Origin of the sequence: Legionella genomosp. 1, assembly GCF_900640215.1 — a bacterium.
GTDB classification, from domain to species: Bacteria; Pseudomonadota; Gammaproteobacteria; order Legionellales; family Legionellaceae; genus Legionella_C; species Legionella_C quinlivanii_A.
In genome coordinates this window covers 17,303-38,241 of record NZ_CAAAJH010000001.1, presented here as the reverse complement: position 1 = coordinate 38,241, position 20,939 = coordinate 17,303, and the positions used below count along the sequence as shown (strand labels likewise).

Here is a 20,939-nt window from a genome sequence, read left to right as displayed (position 1 = left end):
GAATCAACCCTCACCCCAGCCCTCTCCCAACTTGGGAGAGGGGATTTTCTCTATTCTGCTGCGCCCTGAACACTTCCCCAGTTCCTGACCCCCGCCCCTTGTTTCACATTCTCAGGCAGTGCGTTCAAAGCTTTCTCGGCTTCTTCCTGGGTATTATAGGTTCCATAGACCCCTTTATAGTAAGTTTTACCATCTCGATAATATTTTATTTGAGCGGTTCGGTCGGTTTTAGGCGTTTTATACAATTTACCAGCCACCTGAGAGGCTTTTTCACCATCAGCAATTTCTATAGTGTAACCCTGGGGATTTTGATTATTAACCCAGTTTCTATCCTGATCTTTATGAGACACAGGCCGGTTATTGCCACCAGTATAATAAGAATCAGGAACGGTAGCCTGGCTTGGTGGATAATAACCCTGATTATTGCCATAGTTTCCATAATCAACCGACCCAACCCCATGACCGTAGTATTGCATATTTTCATAGTTATACGTTTCATAAGTGGAATAGCTAGTGCTTGGATTATTCATCGTACAAGAAGACAAGTGGACTACCACTATCGCTATTGAAGCTATTTTTAAGGTATTCATGCAGGCTCCTTTTTTATTCTTATTGGAGTTTCATACTCTTGTTAGCTGCAGTTTTAAAAAAAACTTTAGTTATTTCTGATACCATGATGAAATAATACCCATATCAGTATCGAGGTTATTACCCATGTGGACTCACAGACGCTCCGGCCTAAATCACCAACGCGGCGTTCAGGATCATCGCAGCCCCTATGAGCGCGACCAAACACGTGTCATTCATTGCCCCGCTTTTCGACGTTTGCAGCGTAAAACACAGATTCTGGGAACGGATGAAGGTGATTTCCATCGCACTCGTCTGACTCATTCACTTGAAGTGGCGTCCATTGGCAGAAGCATCGCACGAAATCTTATTGTGAACCATCAGGAAAGTATTCTCTCTGGTTTACTTCCCAGTGAAGATTTAATCAGCAGCATCTGTTTATTACATGATATCGGCCACCCCCCTTTCGGTCATGGGGGTGAAGTGGCATTAAATTATATGATGCGTGAACATGGTGGTTTTGAGGGCAATGGCCAGACGCTGCGGCTTTTAACTAAACTGGAAAACAGTTATGGCGCCTATGGACTCGATTTAACGCGGCGCACATTGCTAGGGATTCTGAAGTATCCTGTCCCCAGAAGCCGAGTGATCTGCCTTGGCAAACAGGAAGCAGTTAACACCCTGCACAAAACAATCCGCATCAATGACTGGCTTCCTCCCAAGGCTTATTTTAACTGTGAACAGGCAGAAGTTGACTGGTTACTGGCGCCGTTTAGTGAAGGCGATCGATCACTTTTTCAATCGCTTCGTAAACCTCCAGCACAAAACGAACATGGAAGGTCCGCCTTTCATAGCTTTGATTGTTCCATTATGGATGTCGCTGATGATATCGGCTATGGAGTACATGATCTGGAAGATGCAATTCACTTACGCCTGATTACTCGTGACAAGATTGATAATGCCGGCTTTCATAGCCTTATCGACAGCACCCCGCTTGGTCAACAGCGCGGCGCTCTGCTCAATCATTTATTTTCAAGTCAGCTTTTCGAGCGCAAACAGGCCATTGGTGAAATGGTGAATTATCTGATTACAGCCACTCAGATTGAAACTACCGATGCCAATTTTGAAAACCCTTTACTAAAATATAATATTAATCTCTTACCTGAAGCAGGCCGTTTGCTTGACTATCTGAAAAATTGCGTTTATCAGCACGTCATTGATTCCCAGGAGGCAAGAACCTTTGAATACGGCGGGCAAACCGTGGTTCTGCGCCTGTTTGAGGCCATCAGCTCAAACCCGACCAGTTTACTGGACACCAAAAATCGGCAGCTTTATAACGAGGCCTCTTCAGACGATGAAGCGATGCGTGTAGTCTGTGATTATATTGCCAATATGACTGATGAATATGCCTACCGCATGCATGAGCGCTTATTCGGATTTAATACGCGCACAATCTTTGAACGGCTTTAGGTGCGGTGTCGCGAAAGTCAATTAAGATCAAGCTGTTGCTTAATTCTCCCTTAAGAAACCTGTCATAAATCCTTAATAATTAACGATTACAATAATAATTAATACCAACACTTGAGATAATAAATGACTAAAAAAGTGGCTTTAGTGGATATTGACGGTTGTCTAATACAGGATGGCAAGCTGAATCTTGCCCTGGCAGAAAAATTAAAAGCCTATGATGAAGTCATCCTGTTTACTCAGAGAAGTAAGTATATCCAGACAATACAGGCTAATATATGGCGTGGTGGGGATCCCGTCACTGAGAATGATATTTTAGTAACGCCTGATGCTGTTGACAAATTAAGTGCTTTATTAGGTAAACAGGTCAAGGTGTCCACCTCCGTTGATCGTTTTTTTAACAGTCCTCTATCCTATTATGAAACTGAACTGAAGCCTTTCGAGCAAAACCTTAAAAAAGCATTAATAGAACAGGGTGAAGACTTAAATTTAGCCCCATTCAGAGAAGTGGTCACTCAGGAAGAGGCTGTTCTAAGGCAATTACTGGCTCAGGCTCCCGAGGTGAATGCTGCAGATTTTTATCCAAAAGGAAAAGTCGAACAATTCGTCACTTTAACTGGTGCATTACCCACGATTTTGAAGACTGACGAAGAAATCGAAGTGGATTTCTTTGATGATCATCCTGATAATCTTCAGGAAATTATAGACCATCCACACCTTCCGATTAAGCCCAATTGCTTTGTTGTCGCAAATCATCATGTAAGCACTCTCTCCAGTTTCAATAAGCATCAATCAAACAATATAAGCCGTACAGAAGCTGTGATCAGAGGAGAATTTTCGGACATCATCAATAATCTTCAAAGTTATAAACAGGCTCGAGCTGATGAATGGAAAAAATCAGGCTCAGAGTACGGTTCCAACTGGGCGAGAATCTTCAAGCATGAAGTAGGCAGCGCTCGAAACAAAATCAGTGCTGTAGACAAAGCAATCCAGATACTTAGCGGTGTAGAGGGTGTTGAAGTCTCAGCCGGCGAATTGAAAGCCCTGAAAGATGGGCGGGTAAAAGAATACCTTGGTGACAAAATTAATTTGATTGAAAGCTATATCAATGATCAGCAAATCGCTAATACCCGTGGCTTAAGCCAATAATTTTTCCCGTCCAACTCTTGGGCCGGCCTGTAACGGCTTGTTGATAGATAAGGACTGATTTTCCGGAGTTCCGAGGTCTCCGGAAACCTTAGATATCAGCGACTCGTGGACTAAGAGTTGGTTTTTTATACATTTTTCCAATTCAGACTATACTACTATAAAAACATAATGGGATTTATCGAACGGTTCCGTTTCGTGCTATCTCGCTTTCAATAAGGACCATAACGTGTTAAATCATTGGAAAGATGAATTAAATCAACAGGTTCTCAAACAATTTGGACATAAAAAAGGTGAGTTGATTTCTAAAAAATATTATAACGCCTTTCCCCTGACTTATTCAGCACAAAATCAAATTTCCGCAGCCTTGCAGGACATTGATTATATAGAAAAGTTATCGGATGAGCATCGCTTGCAGATCAACCTCTATGAGCAGGAGGGCGATGTATTCCCTTTGCATCTGAAGCTATACCAGTATCAAGCCTTTATTCCATTATCTGACATCCTTCCTATGCTGGAAAACATGGGTTTGCATACCCAGCGAGAAAACCCTTATCAGCTTATGCTGGATGGCAAACACTCGGTGTGGATTAATGATTTTGTCATCAATTACACCAATCCTCAGTGTCTGGACATTCATGAAGTGGAAAGCAATTTTGAGGAAGCCTTCATCAAAATCTGCAATGGTGAATGCGAGAATGACGGATTTAACAAACTGGTGCTGACTGCCGGCCTTAACTGGCGGGAAATTACCATTATTCGCAGCTATGCTAAATATATGCAGCAAATGGGTATTCGATTTAGCCCTGCTTATATTGAAAAGACTGTAGAAAATAATGCACTGCTGGCCAGAGATCTGGTGAATCTTTTTAAATTAAAATTTGCTCTTAAACAAAACTCATCGACAAAAAAACAACTGAAAGAGTTAAAAAACAAGATTAAAGCTGAGCTCGAAGCAATTACAAGCCTCGATGAAGACCGAATCATGCGTCTGTATTGGCATTTAATAAAAGCAAGTTTAAGGACTAATTATTTCCAGACCACTTCAGACGGGAAAGCAAAAGAGTATCTCTCTATCAAATTACATTCCACAGAAATTCCGGACTTGCCATTACCCAAACCTCTTTATGAAATTTTTGTGTATTCTCCCCGTTTTGAAGGCATCCATTTACGCAGTGCCAAAGTAGCACGCGGGGGATTGCGCTGGTCCGATCGACGGGAAGATTTCAGAACCGAGATCCTGGGATTGATGAAAGCTCAGGTGGTAAAGAATTCAGTAATTATCCCCTCTGGTGCCAAAGGCGGTTTTGTTTTAAAAATGCTGCCGCCAGGAGTCAGCCGTGAAATCCTGTTGAAGGAAGTCATATTCTGTTACCAGTCTTTCATTCGCGGGCTTTTGGATTTAACTGATAATCTGGTGAATGATCAATGTGTATCTCCAGCAAATACCATCTGTTATGACGATAATGATCCTTATCTTGTAGTCGCTGCTGACAAAGGTACTGCCAGTTTTTCCGATATAGCCAATGGAATTTCAGCCGAATATGGTTTCTGGCTGGGAGATGCTTTTGCTTCAGGCGGTTCCTCTGGTTATGACCATAAAAAAATCGGGATTACTGCACGGGGTGCCTGGGAATCAGTTAAGCGTCATTTTAGAGAGTTAGACATCAACATTGAGAACCAGGACTTCACTGTTGTCGGAGTTGGTGATATGAGCGGTGATGTATTCGGGAATGGTATGATTTATACCCCCCATATTCGGCTGATCGCCGCTTTTGATCATCGCCATATTTTTCTAGATCCCAATCCAGATGCCATTATTTCCTATGAGGAGCGGGTACGGCTTTTCAACTTACCTTTATCCAGCTGGGAAGATTATAATCCCCAACTCATCTCTACCGGCGGCGGAGTGTTCAGACGGTCTGTCAAATCGATAGTACTAAGCCCTGAGGTAAAAGAAGCCCTGGGTACACAAAAAAATGCCATGACGCCGAATGAACTGATTCAAGCCATTTTACGTGCTCCAGTTGATTTATTGTTTAACGGCGGAATCGGAACCTATGTCAAGGCAAGCAGCGAATCGCATGCAGACGTTGGTGATAAAACCAATGAATTTTGCCGTGTCAATGGCAATGAATTACGCTGCCGAGTGGTCGGTGAAGGCGGTAATCTAGGTTGTACCCAATTAGGGCGCATTGAATATGCGCTTCAGGGTGGATTAATCAATACTGATTTTATTGACAATGCTGCCGGGGTGAATTGCTCTGACCATGAAGTCAATATAAAAATTTTACTGGACAAGGAAATACAAAAAGGCCATCTGACTGAGAAAAAACGGAATCAGCTATTAGTTAAAATGACTGATGAGGTAGCAGAACTGGTACTAAATGATAATTATAATCAGGCTTTAATTATGAGTATTTCGTCTCTAAGTGCTCAGCGATACGGTAGTCTTTATCAGGCCTATATTAAAGAATTGGAAAGCTCAGGTTTGTTGAATCGATCTAATGAGTATTTACCTGATGATAAAAAAATGGTTGAACGTAAAGCTGCAGGACAATGTTTGACAAGACCAGAGTTGGCGGTTCTATTGGCCTATTCTAAAATCCATTTGACCCAGGAATTGCTTAAATCAGAAATATCCGATGATCCCTATTTTATTCATTGCCTGGAATCGGCCTTCCCTGCCCGTCTGGCTAAATTATACCCTGAGTCAATGTGCGAACATCGTCTGCGACGGGAGATTGTGGCCACTCAGCTCAGTAATCAAATTGTCAATGTTGCCGGTATGACCTTTATATACCGCATGTCCGTTGAAACAGGGGCTTCTATTCCTAACATTGCCCGAGCCTATTCTGTTTCTGCAAGTATTTATGACACTCACAATCTGCAATATTTGATTGATTCAACCAATTTCAAAATTCCTGTGCAAACTCAGTACGATCTAATGCACCAAATCAGGCAGTTGCTCAATCTTTCAACCCACTGGTTTTTAAGAAATAACCGGCTCAATGGAGACATACACCAAATTATTGAGCACTATGGTAATGCTATTAAAAAACTCGAATCATTAATCCCTACACTGATAGTCGGCGTCACCAAAGACTATATGCAAAAAATCGTGAATCAATTTGTTGAAGCCGGGCTTGCCGCCGATATGGCACAAAAAATTGCGATTGCCAGACCACTGTATACCGCATTAAACGTTATTGAAGTCTCTACTCAGAATAAACTCAACCTGACCAAAACAGCCGAAGTCTATTTCCAGATTGGGGGACGATTTAATCTGGTCTGGTTCAGGGATCAAATTGCCAGTGATGGGCGAGAGGGGCACTGGAACACAATGGCCAGGCTTTCTTTGCGCGACGAGCTGGATTCCCTGCAACGCAGTCTGGCGATTGCTATCTTACAAAGTAATATCAAGGAAAATAATGCGAGTAAACTGATTGATAGCTGGCTGGAAGCAAACACAGATATTCAAAAGCGTTGGGACATGTTGCTGGGAATGCTTCATGGAAGCACCAGTCTTGATTACACAATGTTTTTCATTGCATTAAGAGAACTATCTGATTTGTTACGAACTAGTTAAATCCACCATTTAGGTGGCGTCCCCAGGGGGATTCGAACCCCCGTTACCGCCGTGAAAGGGCGATGTCCTAGGCCTCTAGACGATGGGGACCTGGAACTTTAATCTACTATATTGTACATCCTGGAGCCATCTCCAGTTAAGGAGGATGGCGTCCCCAGGGGGATTCGAACCCCCGTTACCGCCGTGAAAGGGCGATGTCCTGGGCCTCTAGACGATGGGGACCCTGTTCTTCTAACCATCTCTCGAGAGAGAGAGATGGTGGAGCTAGGCGGGATCGAACCGCCGACCTCTTGCATGCCATGCAAGCGCTCTCCCAGCTGAGCTATAGCCCCGAAAGAGATTGGCAGTTTAATAATCTCGCCCTTGACTGTCAAGCAATTTTTAAAATTAAATGCAAATCAGTGACTTTCACATTTTATCGTATACGCTATTGACTATTGAACAACCAACTGTAAACCCGTCGCGCCATCCATATTAAAACCAGTTACCGAACAATTAGTAAAGTTTCCATTGATGTCAATCTCACATTTTGTAACATTATCATTTGATGCATTCGTTACATAAGCTATTGTCTGATCGGCACTTAGAGCAATAAATCGAGAAGTAGTACCGGAAGTACCTGCTACAGCTGGATTACTCAGATCACCATTGGCATCCACATCAAACCGATTTATCTCGCCTGTAAGAAAATTCGGACCACTCACAGTGTATAGCCGGGTTCCGCTAGCATTAAATGTAATCCCTATAGGTAAAACAAGTCCGAATCCAACCTGGGTACAATTCACTAAATCACCGTTAAACCCCACATCACAGCGTGTCACGTTAGTATTATTTGTTACATACACTTTTGTCCCTGCAGGATTAAAAGTAATGCCTCTTGGAAAATTGATTAGGGCCGTGATTGTACAATTAATCAAATTACCATTAGTGTCCAAATCGCATCGAGAAACATTGCCCGTATTAGTTACATAGATTTTTGTGCCCTGTGGATTAATTGCAACACCAACCGGGTTATTGAATGTTGCAGCTGAATTAATGCAATTTAGCAAAATACCATTTGTTCCTATATCACACTTCCTAATTGTATTGGCAACACCAAAATTCGCCACATATATCCGCGTTCCTTCCGGATTGAATACCAGGCCTAAAGGATTTGTAAATCCCGAACCAACTATAGTACAGTCGATAAAATTACCGCTAGTATCCAATCTACAGCGAGTGACATTATTCGCGGCTGAGTTAAAATCATTCGTGACATAGGCAAAATACTGGCCGAAAACCACTTCAAGGCGATGATTGGCGTCAATGTTATTTAACTGAAAACTGGTACCGCCATTCTGAGCAACCATCCCATCGAGCAACCATTGTTTAACTGCAAATCCTGCAGCAGGGGTCGCCATGAATACCAGATTACTACCAGAATTAACCACCTGAGGTGTGGCAGGTGTGATGCTGCCATTAGGCCCTGCCGATGGTGTTACGGTAAATTGCTGTACTGGCGGCTGGTTTACGAAGTGGATTCTGAGTGAATACCCGGGTGCTGGTTGATAGCATTGATTAGGATCACCTTGCTGACATAATATTGGCCCGCCTAAAACATCACCCTGTAATGCATTACCTTGAATGCTCAATCTTAAAGTACATGTCCCCTTTCCCGGTAACTGGCAAACGCCGTTTTGCGTTATACCGCCAATTGGCATCATCACCAGGGTTTTCGGGCGAACAGACTGATTTTGCACCGTATAAATCACTTCAGCGCTAGCGCTGTTAGTCAGTGTCAGCTCAACTGGTGTTTGTGGTATAAATGTCCATAGAGGCGTTGCAGCCTGGACGGATGAAATGAAAAGCAGCGATAACAATCCCAATAAGGCATGGATAAATAAATGTACCTTGTGTACCGACATTTTGTTTCCTTACGCAGTGTCATAATCAATCAAAAGATATTTTAAAAAATCAGAAAGGCAAGAGCAGAGCAGTATGAAGAAAGGCTTAAATGCATGTTCAAGGTGTTTTATTAAAAGCACCTTGAACATTAAAAAATTATTCCGAAACTGATTCAGCGCGCTTTTTTGCCGCTTTTTTGTGTTGTTTCCATTCACGATCTTTCGCGAAAACAAAGCTGGCTGCTTCTTCTATAAAAAAACCAACATCATCAATATCCGCCCACGCGCAATATTCCATAATTTTCTCATAGGTTTCACTGTTGATGTCTGCTTTAATTTTTTCTTTTTTCTGGAAGCGTGTTCCATTTATAATAGGCATTTCAATCCCCAAGTGTTAATAAGACGAAAGAAGCTTAGCAAATAAAGTGAAAATTGCAAACCCCATCGGCAAATTTTTATGCTGTTTTTTAAACGAAACTATAATTTTGACGAAGACGTCAAATAAAAAACAACTCTAACTATCATATAGTTAGGGATAAATCACCTGCTACTCGCGTTTTTAAACAATCCGAAAGGGCTGCTTTAATTCCGGGTAGAAACTCTGCCACATTCTATCGCAAAAATGCAGAATATTTTGATGTTTTTGGACGATGATTTTCAAAGGATCATCATAAGGCATCCAAACTATATTTGCCAAAAATGCAAAGGCACTTGCATCAATAGTCGAAACTTCATTTCCCATAAAATAGGGTTTATCCCCCAGCGTGTCCGCTATCGCTCGAATAGTGGTTTGAGCCAATTGCAAGGCGTCTTCGCGATTATGTCTGCCTGTACCTTGCATATAGAGGGTTTTAATGGTTTTCTTACGGATCAGATTGGGCAAAAAAAGATTTAAAATCCAGGGAAGCCCTGCAAAAAAACTGGGTTTAACATGCTTCCAGCCCTGCTCATCCTGCCAGCGGAAATAAAACATCAGCCAATAAAGGCGCTCGGAAAATACATTATCAAGAAGGACTGCCAGGGCTTTCTGTTCTATGCTTAAATGTTTATCCAGGAGATCTCCAAATTGCTGCTTCAAGCCTGCAATAATAAACTCACTGTCAGCGATTATCGTATTTTCACATTTAACAAAAGGCAGCTTCCCTTTAGGCGCTTTTCGCGGATCCCTGACAAAGCGATTTTCATAAGGCAGCTCGGTCATCCGCAGATAAGTCTCTATTTTAAGACAAAATGGGCTGGCATTGGGCAAACCCCATATTTCGGGAAATTGATACAGCTTTATCATGACGATGACCATTTGGTTTCTAATAATGGAATAGTACTGAAAAATAGACAAAAAATCATTATCCAGGAAATTTGTGATTTTTGTCCTAAACCGCTACACTCGTGAAAATTAACCAATTATCGAATATATGAACTTCTGTCCTTGCGGTTCGCAACTTGACTATACCGCCTGCTGCGGTATTTTAATTGATCAAGGCGGCAAGCCTGCCACCCCAGAAGCCCTGATGCGTTCACGGTACACTGCCTATACAAAGGCTAACATACCCTATATTGTTAAAACCATGAGAGGCAAACCTTTAGCGCATTTTAACGGGTCTGATGCCAAAGAATGGGCCGAACAAGCAGACTGGCTTGGTTTGGAGGTATTAGAAGTTCTCTACCCTTGTGAAAAAGCAAATCAGGGATTTGTGGAGTTTATAGCAAGATATCATCAGTCAGGTCTGATTAAGTCAATTCATGAACGAAGTGAGTTTTTGCTTGATGAGGGTCAATGGTATTACATTGACAGTCATTCTCCCCATCACACGCGCCCAGCAAAAAGTCAGCGCATGTCTCAAAATACTGCCTGTTTTTGTGGCAGTCTAAAAAAATACAAGAACTGTCATGGGAGAAAGCCTGCAGGGAAATAGTACTCTAAAAGCACTATAAAATCTTTGTAACTCCCCATGTCATCCCATAGCCGTCAGGCTACGCGCCACGTCATCCCGAGCACAGCGAGGGATCTCCCGGCAGTTGCACATACTAAATTCAATGTACTAAAGATTCAGCCACTGTATGGAGATCCCTCGCTGCGCTCGGGATGACAAGGGAATTACAAATCTTTATAGAAAAGAATAATTTCTCTTGCTTCCGTAAATACTTTTTGCTTTAATTCCCGTTCACTGCGAATGAGTAATGGAAATCACACTCGAGGCAGGAAGTCGTTAACCTATAATGGAATGGATAAGGAAAATGTCCGAGGATCTCGCGGTCTATCTTTCAAAACAATTACTTTGGCAGGCTCTCTGCATATGCTCCCCTGTAGTGTTTGTTGCAGTAATTTGCGGCTTGCTCATTTCAATTCTTCAGGCAGTAACCCAAATCCAGGATTCAGCTTTAAGCACCATTACCAAAATTCTGGCTGTTGCACTCATGCTGATGTTCTGTGGTCACTGGATGTTAGGCTCAGTGGTCAGTTTTGCTGAAAATATGATTAGTAATATCCCGGAGCGCTTGAAATGACTGACCTGCTCCCTCTTCCCACTTTCTTTTTAATTGCTACGCGCCTTGGCATGATTATACTTTTTTCACCACTTGAGGTGATCAGACGGCTTCCTGTACAAATCAGGCTAATACTGATTCTCCTGTTCAGCTTTTTTATAATTTCAAACCTGAATTCCACTACTCAGACATCTGGCTCCCTGTTAGCCGCATTTGCAGCCGAGTTCATCAATGCCCAACTGATTTATCTGGCTCTTATCACCTGTTTCGGCTGTTTTCAGGTTGCCGGTCAGTTAATTGATTTCCAAAATGGCTTAAACGGTATCTCTGTTTTTAAACCGGGTGAAGGCTTTGATTCTATTTCAGCTCATTTACTGGGAATGCTTGCTGGCTTATTCTTTTTTGCCAGCCAAGGCCATCATCGCGTCATCAAATTGCTACTCCTCTCATTTATTGCTTTCCCGCCTGGTGAATTGATTGGAGAAGCGAGCATGCTTCAGTTTATCAGGCAGTTTGCGCTGGTTTGGTCACTAGGCATGTTAATTGCGGCGCCACTGGTCTTCTGTTTATGGCTTACCGAATTTTGCAGTGGTGTATTAAGTCGAAACATGCCGCAAATCAGCCCTTACTTCCTGATTTTGCCCTTAAAAGTCCTGCTGGGCTTTTTTATCTTCTATTTACTAATAAACAATATGAATCCCCTGTTCGAAAAAACCTTTGAATTGGGCTTTCAAGCCTGGCAGGAGTATCTGTTATGAGTGAAAAAACAGAAACTGCAACAGCCTACAAGCTAAAAAAGGCGAAGGAAAAAGGCCAGGTCAGCAAGAGCAGCGAGTTAATCAATACCACGCAACTCATGGTTATTTTGCTGCTTATATGGTTATATGGAACAAAGGCCTGGCAGCAAATGCTGGCTGTTAGCCAGGAGCAGCTACATCTGACTGGCCATTTGCATTTTTCTTTAAAAACTGTCACTTATATTTTCAAGTTGTTAACTACCAATCTATTGTACATATGGCTGCCCTTTGCTTTGATATTAGTGGCCACAACAATATTATGCAGCCTGGTACAAACCGGTTTTGTCTGGTCGGCGGCTCCCTTATCCCCCCGATTTGAACGAATTGGTCTAGCCGCAGGTTTTAAACGATTATTCTCAACCAAAATAGTATTTGATTTACTAAAAAATTTGCTAAAAATTGCTTTAACAGGTCTGATCAGCTTTTATAGCCTAAGGCAAATGCAGGCTTCCTTTCTAAAACTATCGAGTATTCTGCCCGTTCAACTGCCTTTGGCCATCCTGCAATTGATGCTTAGACTGCTTTGTCCTTTAGTGCTTATTCTTCTCGCAATAAGTCTCATTGATAAACTCTATACTCGCAGAAAGTTTGCCAAAGAGCAGCGTATGAGTAAACAGGAAGTAAAAGAGGAGTATCGGCAGCATGAAGGTGATCCCAAAATTAAAAGTCGAATCAGGCAATTACAATCTGAGTTAAGAAAACGCAGTGCCTCTTTTGAGCAAGTCAAAACAGCGGATATGGTAATCACAAATCCTACACATTATGCAATTGCATTAAAATATGATCGTCTGACCATGCCGGCTCCGAAACTGATATGTAAAGGCCGTAATGAACAGGCAAGGATTATCAAAAAACTTGCTTTGAAACATCAGGTTCCCCTTATTGAGAATAAGGCATTTGCTCGACGTTTATACGCTTCAGTGGATTTGAATCAATGGATTCGTCGAGAGCATTTTCCAGCTGCCGCCGCAATTTATAAACAACTGGGGTTGGGTAAGAGATGACATAAGTAATTAAAGCCAATTGCAGCACCTCGTAATCAATGGAATTCAATGGATTAGTGTATGGAAAACAAGAAAACAAATCTTTCCAGTATGGGAAGCGAACTCGGTACCATTCTTTTTGTCACAGGCATTTTGCTCATCCTGTTTATTCCAATCCCCTCTGCATTGCTTGATTTGCTTCTGATTATCAATTTCAGTTGGGCACTGGTTATCCTGCTGCTCTGCTTTTATACGGATAAGCCCTTAAGCTTTTCGACTTTCCCTGCCCTGCTTCTGGTATCCACTTTATTCCGCCTGGCCTTAAATATTTCCGCAACCCGACTGATACTGTCTGAAGGCGATGCCGGCCGGGTTATAACCGCCGTGGGTGAATATGTCATTCATGGCAACTATGTCATGGGCATGGTCGTTTTTCTGATTTTAATCATTGTGCAGTTTATTGTAGTCACTAATGGTGCGCAGCGGGTCGCTGAGGTCGCAGCCCGCTTCACGCTTGACAGTATGCCCGGTAAACAGATGAGTATTGATGCTGATCTGAATATGGGATTAATCAGTCAGGAGACAGCGCGCGAAAGACGTTCCCAGATAGAGAAAGAGGCTAATTTTTACGGTGCCATGGATGGGGCCAGTAAATTTGTTAAAGGCGATGCCATTGCCGGAATTCTAATCATGCTTGTAGATATTATTGGCGGTCTGGCAATTGGTGTACTCCAGAAGAGCATGACATTTGGCGAGGCGATTCAAAACTACTCTCTGCTTACTGTAGGCGATGGTCTGGTGACCCAAATTCCTGCCCTCATCATTTCTACAGCGACCGGTATTATTGTGACGCGGGCCGCGACCGATACCCATTTGGGGAGTGAAATAGTTCGTCAAATCAGTACCTATCCTAAAAGCCTGGTGATCGTCAGTTGCAGCCTGGCTTTACTGCTGTTCATTAATGGAATTCCGGGAATACCGGTATTCCTGGTGCTGGCCTTTTTTATAGTCTGTGCCTGGTTTGCCATGAAGCGCCAGCAGCAGGATCCTGAAGTTAGTCTGATCCAGGAAGAAACACTTTATCAGAAAATTCATATCTATCCGATTGAGATACAGCTTAATCCCAGTCTCTATGAAAATTTATTATCCCAACAGGATGAGTTTCTGTCGCTTGTTCAGCAAATACGTGAGCGTCTGGCCTTCGATCTGGGCCTGGTTATCCCTGAAGTAAAACTCCGATCGGAGGCCAAACTAAATTATCCCTTCTATCGAATTACCGTTCAGGGAATTCATTATGACAAACATCCCTTGTATCTGGATAAGTTTCTGGCAATAGCCGCTTCGTCTCAAAAGGCGATTGAAAATAAAATATCAGGTATAGAAGTGAGCGATCCCAGCTATGGTTTAGCAGCTCAATGGATTGACAGGGCCGAAAAAGAACAGGCGGAGCATCAGGGATTTACCGTATGCGAACCTTTGTCCATATTGGCGACTCATCTACAGGAAGTGATTCAATCCTCTTTGGCTGAACTATTAAGCCGTAATGAAGTGGAAACCTTACTGGATCAGTCTGATGTCTGCAAATTGCGTGATGAATTGATACCCACCATGCTGCAATTAGGTCAGGTTCAAAAAATTTTGCAGAATTTACTGTCAGAAAAAGTTTCTGTTCGCCATATGTCATTGATTCTGGAGGTCTTGCTGGAACACGCCAAAAGCATCCAGGATATCAATCAACTTACTGAACTTGTACGCGTTCGTCTCTCTTCTCAGATATGTCAGAGATTAATAAATAATCAGGGCCTTCTTCCAGTTCTCACCTTAGCCCCGGTTATGGAGCAGGCGCTTGCGCAAAATCTGGCTAACAATCATCTCCACCTTGACCCTTCACAGACCGAAAAACTGATTAAATCCCTTTCCTTACACGTGGAAAAGATGCTCGGTGAGCGCAAGAAACCAGTATTACTCTGCTCTCCGATGCTAAGAAGGCAATTGAAACTGTTTACCCAGCGCATTATTCCCCACTTGACGATTTTATCGTTAAGCGAAATACCAATTCATATCCAGATTGAACCATTTGGTGTCATTCAATAAGGAGCATTGCATGTTATCCGCTATAAAAACCACACAGATAGCCCTTTTGCAGGATCAATTTCGTCTGCAGGTGCTCAGCCAGAATGTCAGTAATCTGCATACAACTGGCTATAAACGTCAAATCATGGAAAGTCAGGATTTCCCGGCACTGGACGCGCCTGATTTTGAAACTGTAGTTCAGCAAATGGCATCACTCAGTAACTTTCAGCAAGGCTCAATCTCTCATTCCAATCAGGGATCGGAACTGGCACTTGCCGGGAAAGGCTTTTTTGAGATCCAGAACAATGAAGGCGTTTTTTACACACGAAGTGGCGAGTTTCACATTAGCCAGGATGGAGAGTTGATTAGCGAAAGGGGCGGAAAATTAATGGGAAAAAATGGACCTGTTCGTGTCAGCGATAAAGAGTTTTCAATCAATACCAAAGGAGAACTATTTATAGATAAACAACTCAGCGATCAGATTCGCATTGTTGATTTTCCCCAGCCTGCATCACTTCACTATCAGGGGGAAGGGCTATATTTCAGTAAAGATCTGCCGGAAGAAGCCTCTTCTGAAACCCGGGTTCTGCAGTTTTCCCTGGAACAATCCAATGTCAAATCAGTCGATGAAATGACTGAAATGCTGAAGATTTCACGCCATTTTGAAGCGATCCAGCGAATTATGAAAACAAGCAACAATCTGCTTTCAACAGCAATTAGTCAATTAGGGGAAGGAAATGTCTGACGCGCTTTCAATAGCTGCCAGTGGCTTAAAATCTGAAGAATATTTTATTGACAAGATCGCCAATGATATTGCCAATCTGAATACGCCCAATTACAAGGCCAGCAAACTAAGCTTCGCCGATGTCTTATACCAGAACGTAGACAGCAATCACTCGATGCGGCAGTCCGGGATCAAAATAGGTTTAGGAACAGCCATTATCAAGTCAACTAAAGATTTCAGCCAGGGACCGCTAAAAGCGGGCACGAACTGGAATGATTTAGCCATTGATGGAGAGGGATTTTTTCAGGTACTGCAAACTGACGGCAGCCTGGCTTACACGCGAAGCTCCAGCTTTTCAATCGACAGTGAGCGCTACCTCTGCACAGCGGAGGGCTTGCGGCTAGCCGACAGCATCCAGATACCTGAAGATTCTCAGTCCATTGTGATTCAAAAAAACGGCGAGGTTGAAATTATGTCATCAGAGGATGCCGAGCCTCAGCTAGTCGGCACTATCAGTTTAGCACGATTTATGGACCCAGGCCGCCTGGACCCTTATGGTGCCGGACTCTTTCATGCCACTGCCGACAGTGGTGATCCCATTATTGATAATCCCGGTAATAGCGGTATGGGGCAAGTGCTGCAGAGACAGATTGAAGCATCCAATGTCGATATGGTCACCTCATTAATGCAGCTTACTATGGCCCAGCGCGTTTACCAATTGAACGCCAAAACAGTGCAGATAGCAGATGAATTGGAAAAAATGATTAATGAACTTCGCGACTAGAGATTTACTCATGATAAAGCCAATTTTATTACTTACAAGTCTGGTAATTCTCATGTATAACCCCTCTGCAAAAGCAGCCAATTTATACAATGATCTCTATTATCGCCCACTCATTGCAGATCGGCGCGCGTCTGTACCAGGCGATTTACTCACTGTCATTGTACTGGAAACCTCTAATGCGCAAACCAGCGCCGATTTAGGTTCCAGTAAAGAAATCAAAACAGCGCTGGAGGCCAGCTATAATCAAAAACGCTATGATTTGCGTCTGGGATTAACCGGTAAAGGAAATAGCAAGGCACAAACCGGTAGAAACGGCAAAATTAAAGCCTCATTAACCGTTAGAATTAAAGCAATCTGCCCTAATGGAAGCTATGAAGTGGAGGGATATCAGCTCATCCAGATTAATGGGGAACAACAACGAATTTTGTTAAGCGGTATCGTCAGACCAGAGGATATAAGTCCGCAAAATACCGTATTGTCGACTCGCATTGCCAATGCCCAGATTACCTACACTGGCGATGGCTCTGTCTCAAACTCACAACGTTACAACACTATTTATAAAATTATGTCATTCATGGGGCTAGTATGATGTTTAGTTTTAGAAAACTATTGCTCTGCGCTTGCCTGCAACTGCTGGTATTCAGCAGTTTTGCCAGTGTTAGACTTAAATCTCTGGCGCATTTATCCGGACTGCAGGAAAATCCGATTACTGGTTATGGTTTGGTTATCGGTCTCGCAGGATCAGGTGACTCGCATCGCAATAAAGATACAACCCAGGCAATTTCCAACCTGCTGCAGAATTTTGGCCTTAATATTAACGCCCGGGACATCACCAGCCGCAACAGTGCCGCAGTTATTATAACCGCCAATCTGCCTGCCAATGTCCATCAGGGCGACAAGCTTGACATTAATGTATCATCTCTCGGGGATGCGAAAAGCTTGTTAGGAGGCACCTTATTAATAACCCCTCTCAAAGGACCCGATAACCAAATTTACGCCCTGGCGCAAGGTCCGATTTCTCTCGGAGGGTTTAAATATGATTTATTTGGCAATGTGGTGCAAAAAAACCATCCTACTTCCGGGATGATTTCAGGAGGAGCCATTGTTGAGAAAACGCTCTACAATGAATTGACCGATAAAAGCGGCGAATTGCATCTGATTCTGAATCATCCTGATTTTACAACGGCAGATAATGTTGAAACTGCTGTCAATAAACGCTTTGGTGAAAACACAGCGATCGCACGCAGTGCCCAGGATATTGAAATTCATCCCCCGGTAATCGCAAAACAGCATTATGTTCGTTTCATCAGCCAGCTGGAAAATATCATAATTATTCCGGATAACCTGCCCACCGTAGTCGTCAACGAAAGAACAGGGGTGGTGGTTGCCGGTTCCGATGTCAAACTCGATGCAGTAACAATTTCCCAGGGCAATCTCCAGATTGCCATTGCCAGCGACTATAAAGTTTCACAGCCGGCAATGCTTTTCAATGCGTCCCCCTCTGTCAGAACTGCGATAACTCCATCGACCAATGTTGAGGTTAAAGAAAGTGCAGGACAATCCATTGTTCTTGAACAGGGAGCTACCATTGCTGACTTAATCAACGCCCTGAATAAGGCCAAAATCACCACGCGGGACATGATTGCCATTTTAGAGAGCTTAAAACGCGCTGGTGCTTTACACGCAGAATTAATTGTTCAATAGGAGTACCGAACCATGTTTGAAGATAACACGATAAGGCTCGTAAAACTGGGGCTCGATGCAGCGCTCATGCGGCAAACAGCGATTGCTGCCAACATAGCCAATGTCAATACCCCCAATTACCAGACTGTTGAGGTGATTTTTGAGGAGCAACTTGCCAATTATGACCAGAATAGCAATCGAGGCTCGGGTAATTTTCTGGAATTACAACCGGCTATCCATACTAGCGACACCGCACCAGCACTGGATGAACAAATTGCGCTTGGTATTAAAAATGCCACCCAATTTCGCGCACTCATCAAAGGACTTAATCATAAACTGGCCATTATGAAGATGGCCCTTCATGGAAATAATCAGGCATGAATTACAATCTCATTTATTCAATTGCTGCCCAGGGAATGCAAGTCGAAAAATTACGTATTGATACGGTCGCCTATAACATCGCTAATCAGCATACCTTGCTGAAAAGTGATGGCAGCGGTTTTCAGCCAATGCAGGTCATCACAGGCAGTCGAAATTTCAATGATTACATCACAGATGAAACGCAATGGAGTGCAGCGGTTCTAAGCCCGAAAACTCTACCGCCTAATAAAGTGTATCAACCAGAGCATCCGGCAGCTGATGAAAAAGGCTATATCCATTATCCCGGGATAAATACAGTCGAGGAGATGACCACTTTATTAAACGCTTCGCGTGCCTATGAAGCCAATATCAAAATTTTTAACACAGCACACAGCCTGTTCATGCAAACCCTGACAATAGGAGATGAACGATGACCATAGAACCCGTCAATCATTTCAAAATCGACTTTAACCTTAATAATTCAAACATTCAGAAAGCAGACCAGTTCAGTCATTGGCTGGCCGCTCCCATTCAGCAGGTGAATGATAAATTGATTGAAGCTGATCATTCGCTGCAACAACTGGTCAGCGGTCAAACGGCCAGCCTGCACCAGGTAATGTGGAATCTGGAAGAAGCCAAAATGTCTTTTCAATTACTGGAGCAGGTGCGTAATCGCTTAATGACTGCTTATCAGGAAATTATAAGGGAGCAAATTTAATATGAATTTTTATTTCAATTCCATCTATCTCTGGTTTTGCAGACAAGAAAAGTCAAAGCAAATCATGCTCCTGCTTGCCGGTGGATTTCTCATTTTAAGCAGTTTATTTATCTCCATTTTTTTGCTGAAGCCTGATTATGGAACACTATTTAATAATCTTGATTCACAGGATGCCAATGAAATAATTCGTCAACTGGATCAGGACAATATTCATTATCAGCTACAGAATTCCGGACGTGATATTTTAATTGATAAACACCTGGTGGATAAAACCAGGATTCAATTGATGAGCAGCAATTTAAATGGTCATGTAGGCTTTGAATTGTTTGATAAAACTGATTTTGGTTTGACCGAATTTTCACAGAAAATTAACTACCAACGAGCTCTGCAAGGCGAACTTGAGCGAACCATTAGCAGTCTTGAGGAAGTCAGGCAGGCCAGAGTTCATCTGGTAATCCCTGAACAGCATTTCCTGCAGAAAGAAACGCACCCTACCAAAGCGTCTGTTACCCTTCAATTAAAAAAACCAATAGGAAAACATCAGGTAAAAAGCATTCAGAAACTGCTGACCGCCAGCATAGCAAATCTTGCTGCAGAAAATGTGGTGATCATCGATCAAAATGGTAACAATCTGAGTATACCCAAAGAAATTAATGGTGAGGGTCATTTTGCGGCCAAGCGAAGAATAGAAGATTATTTAAATAGTAAAATAACCGATATGCTAAGGCACATATTCCCCCAGGATAATGTCTATGTAAAAATAGATGTGACGCTTAATTATGATGAATTGCGGCGGGAATTGATTAAGCCGCAGTCCCAGGGCTTAATCACACATGAAAAAGAGATTCAACATACAGCCTCTGCAGAACTCACAAAGAAAACAAATCCAGTTCAGGATCTCACCCGCGAACGAAGTTATGAGTTTGGTCATGAAAAAGAGCAGTTCCTGCGTGCCAATGGCAGGATTGAGCGGCTAACTGTCTCTGTCACAGTTCCCAAACAAACCGAATCCTCGACCCTTTTACAAATTGAACGCATGGTAAAAACTACCATAGGCTTTGATTCCAAACGAGGGGATTCCATTTCAGTGGAAGCACTCCTGCCACCACCCGTCCAGTCAGACATTTTTTTAAACGAGACGCCTTCCGCTCCAGCAGTAGAAACCCTTTCTATAAAATATGGGTTAGCAGCGCTTCTGATGGTCGGAGCAATTAGTTATGCAGTTCAGAGAAGAAATAATTTGAGAAGACGTCAACATCTCCTGGAGTCTCTTAATCAATGGATTAGTCATCATGAATAATTTACAGGATATTGTATCAGCTATAGGCAAATTAGCCCTCAGAGATCAGCGATGGATACTGAGGAAGTTACCAGAAACCAAAAGGAAACAGTTGGATAATAGGAGCGAGAGTCACAAAGCGCCCTTTTCCAATAATATAATTGACAATAACTTACCAGGTTTCTGCCGCAGTCTTGCGGCTAAAGACCCTCTGTATATCGCCATTATCCTTGAGGAAGGTCGGTTCATTTGGAAAGAGCAATTTTTAAATGAATTTAATCTTTTAGAACGCATTGATTCGATTGAAACTTCCCTTGCCAATATTAGCCAGACCAGCAAAAGTCTGGTGTATGCGGAGTGGGAAATTTACATCAAAAATCTGATATCGGCATGAATAAAGAC

General features: G+C 42.7%; 21 protein-coding genes and 3 tRNA genes. 17 read left to right on the top strand and 7 right to left on the bottom strand.

Annotated elements, in window-relative coordinates:
* Positions 1-50: 50 nt before the first annotated feature.
* Positions 51-590: an SPOR domain-containing protein gene (locus E1O89_RS00190; protein ID WP_133138420.1), complete on the bottom strand. Its 540-nt coding sequence runs from the start codon at positions 588-590 to the stop codon at positions 51-53.
* A 124-nt stretch (positions 591-714) separates the two neighbouring features.
* On the opposite strand from E1O89_RS00190, the gene E1O89_RS00185 reads away from it, so the two are divergent.
* From E1O89_RS00185 to E1O89_RS00175, 3 genes are all read left to right on the top strand, one after another.
* Entirely contained in the window at positions 715-2,037 is a 1,323-nt protein-coding gene (locus E1O89_RS00185; protein WP_133138419.1) for an anti-phage deoxyguanosine triphosphatase, read from the top strand.
* Positions 2,038-2,160: 123 nt separating this feature from the next.
* Complete coding sequence (locus tag E1O89_RS00180) at positions 2,161-3,183, top strand: hypothetical protein (RefSeq protein WP_133138418.1); 1,023 nt, start codon at positions 2,161-2,163, stop codon at positions 3,181-3,183.
* Positions 3,184-3,409: 226 nt separating this feature from the next.
* Positions 3,410-6,769 carry an NAD-glutamate dehydrogenase gene (locus tag E1O89_RS00175; protein ID WP_133138417.1) on the top strand — a complete coding sequence of 1,120 codons (3,360 nt, stop codon included), beginning with the start codon at positions 3,410-3,412 and terminating at the stop codon, positions 6,767-6,769.
* Between the two features lie 14 nt (positions 6,770-6,783).
* Here the strand turns inward: E1O89_RS00175 and E1O89_RS00170 are convergent.
* From E1O89_RS00170 to E1O89_RS00145, 6 genes are all read right to left on the bottom strand, one after another.
* Positions 6,784-6,859: transfer RNA gene (locus E1O89_RS00170), tRNA-Glu, on the bottom strand.
* A 56-nt stretch (positions 6,860-6,915) separates the two neighbouring features.
* A tRNA-Glu gene (locus E1O89_RS00165) sits at positions 6,916-6,991 on the bottom strand.
* Between the two features lie 34 nt (positions 6,992-7,025).
* A tRNA-Ala gene (locus E1O89_RS00160) sits at positions 7,026-7,101 on the bottom strand.
* 102 nt (positions 7,102-7,203) lie between these two features.
* On the bottom strand, positions 7,204-8,673 hold the full coding sequence (locus E1O89_RS00155) for an InlB B-repeat-containing protein (RefSeq protein ID WP_133138416.1): 1,470 nt from the start codon (positions 8,671-8,673) through the stop codon (positions 7,204-7,206).
* 136 nt (positions 8,674-8,809) lie between these two features.
* Positions 8,810-9,031: a hypothetical protein gene (locus E1O89_RS00150; protein ID WP_112219052.1), complete on the bottom strand. Its 222-nt coding sequence runs from the start codon at positions 9,029-9,031 to the stop codon at positions 8,810-8,812.
* Positions 9,032-9,211: 180 nt separating this feature from the next.
* Positions 9,212-9,937, bottom strand: coding sequence for a glutathione S-transferase family protein (locus E1O89_RS00145; protein ID WP_165483020.1), 726 nt, complete (start codon positions 9,935-9,937; stop codon positions 9,212-9,214).
* Positions 9,938-10,064: 127 nt separating this feature from the next.
* Here E1O89_RS00145 and E1O89_RS15525 point away from each other — a divergent pair, with 127 nt between their 5' ends.
* The 14 genes from E1O89_RS15525 to E1O89_RS00075 all read left to right on the top strand — a co-directional run bounded on the left by E1O89_RS15525 (position 10,065) and on the right by E1O89_RS00075 (position 20,931).
* Positions 10,065-10,565 carry a YchJ family protein gene (locus E1O89_RS15525; RefSeq protein ID WP_133138414.1) on the top strand — a complete coding sequence of 167 codons (501 nt, stop codon included), beginning with the start codon at positions 10,065-10,067 and terminating at the stop codon, positions 10,563-10,565.
* Positions 10,566-10,887: 322 nt separating this feature from the next.
* Positions 10,888-11,157: a flagellar biosynthetic protein FliQ gene (locus E1O89_RS00135; protein ID WP_133138413.1), complete on the top strand. Its 270-nt coding sequence runs from the start codon at positions 10,888-10,890 to the stop codon at positions 11,155-11,157.
* Positions 11,154-11,894, top strand: a complete 741-nt coding sequence (locus tag E1O89_RS00130; protein ID WP_133138412.1) for a flagellar biosynthetic protein FliR — start codon at positions 11,154-11,156, stop codon at positions 11,892-11,894. Before E1O89_RS00135 ends, E1O89_RS00130 begins: the two co-directional genes overlap by 4 nt.
* On the top strand, positions 11,891-12,937 hold the full coding sequence (locus tag E1O89_RS00125) for a flagellar biosynthesis protein FlhB (protein WP_133138411.1): 1,047 nt from the start codon (positions 11,891-11,893) through the stop codon (positions 12,935-12,937). The genes E1O89_RS00130 and E1O89_RS00125 overlap by 4 nt, the downstream gene beginning before the upstream one ends.
* A gap of 60 nt (positions 12,938-12,997) precedes the next feature.
* Positions 12,998-15,010 carry a flagellar biosynthesis protein FlhA gene (locus tag E1O89_RS00120; RefSeq protein ID WP_133138410.1) on the top strand — a complete coding sequence of 671 codons (2,013 nt, stop codon included), beginning with the start codon at positions 12,998-13,000 and terminating at the stop codon, positions 15,008-15,010.
* A gap of 10 nt (positions 15,011-15,020) precedes the next feature.
* Positions 15,021-15,734: a flagellar hook-basal body protein gene (locus tag E1O89_RS00115; RefSeq protein ID WP_133138409.1), complete on the top strand. Its 714-nt coding sequence runs from the start codon at positions 15,021-15,023 to the stop codon at positions 15,732-15,734.
* Entirely contained in the window at positions 15,727-16,497 is a 771-nt protein-coding gene (locus E1O89_RS00110) for a flagellar hook-basal body protein (protein WP_133138408.1), read from the top strand. The genes E1O89_RS00115 and E1O89_RS00110 overlap by 8 nt, the downstream gene beginning before the upstream one ends.
* A 10-nt stretch (positions 16,498-16,507) precedes the next feature.
* Complete coding sequence (locus E1O89_RS00105; RefSeq protein ID WP_165483019.1) at positions 16,508-17,086, top strand: flagellar basal body L-ring protein FlgH; 579 nt, start codon at positions 16,508-16,510, stop codon at positions 17,084-17,086.
* Positions 17,083-18,201, top strand: a complete 1,119-nt coding sequence (locus E1O89_RS00100) for a flagellar basal body P-ring protein FlgI (RefSeq protein ID WP_262337347.1) — start codon at positions 17,083-17,085, stop codon at positions 18,199-18,201. The genes E1O89_RS00105 and E1O89_RS00100 overlap by 4 nt, the downstream gene beginning before the upstream one ends.
* Positions 18,202-18,213: 12 nt before the next feature.
* Positions 18,214-18,561 carry a flagellar basal body rod protein FlgB gene (locus E1O89_RS00095; RefSeq protein ID WP_133138406.1) on the top strand — a complete coding sequence of 116 codons (348 nt, stop codon included), beginning with the start codon at positions 18,214-18,216 and terminating at the stop codon, positions 18,559-18,561.
* Positions 18,558-18,974, top strand: coding sequence for a flagellar basal body rod protein FlgC (gene flgC / locus E1O89_RS00090; protein WP_133138405.1), 417 nt, complete (start codon positions 18,558-18,560; stop codon positions 18,972-18,974). Before E1O89_RS00095 ends, flgC begins: the two co-directional genes overlap by 4 nt.
* Positions 18,971-19,258 (top strand): flagellar hook-basal body complex protein FliE, encoded by a 288-nt coding sequence (gene fliE / locus E1O89_RS00085; RefSeq protein WP_133138404.1) that lies wholly within the window; start codon positions 18,971-18,973, stop codon positions 19,256-19,258. Before flgC ends, fliE begins: the two co-directional genes overlap by 4 nt.
* A 1-nt stretch (position 19,259) precedes the next feature.
* A complete protein-coding gene (gene fliF / locus E1O89_RS00080) occupies positions 19,260-20,558 on the top strand; it encodes a flagellar basal-body MS-ring/collar protein FliF (protein ID WP_133138403.1) in 1,299 nt (432 codons plus the stop codon).
* Entirely contained in the window at positions 20,551-20,931 is a 381-nt protein-coding gene (locus E1O89_RS00075; protein WP_133138402.1) for a hypothetical protein, read from the top strand. The genes fliF and E1O89_RS00075 overlap by 8 nt, the downstream gene beginning before the upstream one ends.
* The last annotated feature ends 8 nt before the right edge of the window (positions 20,932-20,939 follow it).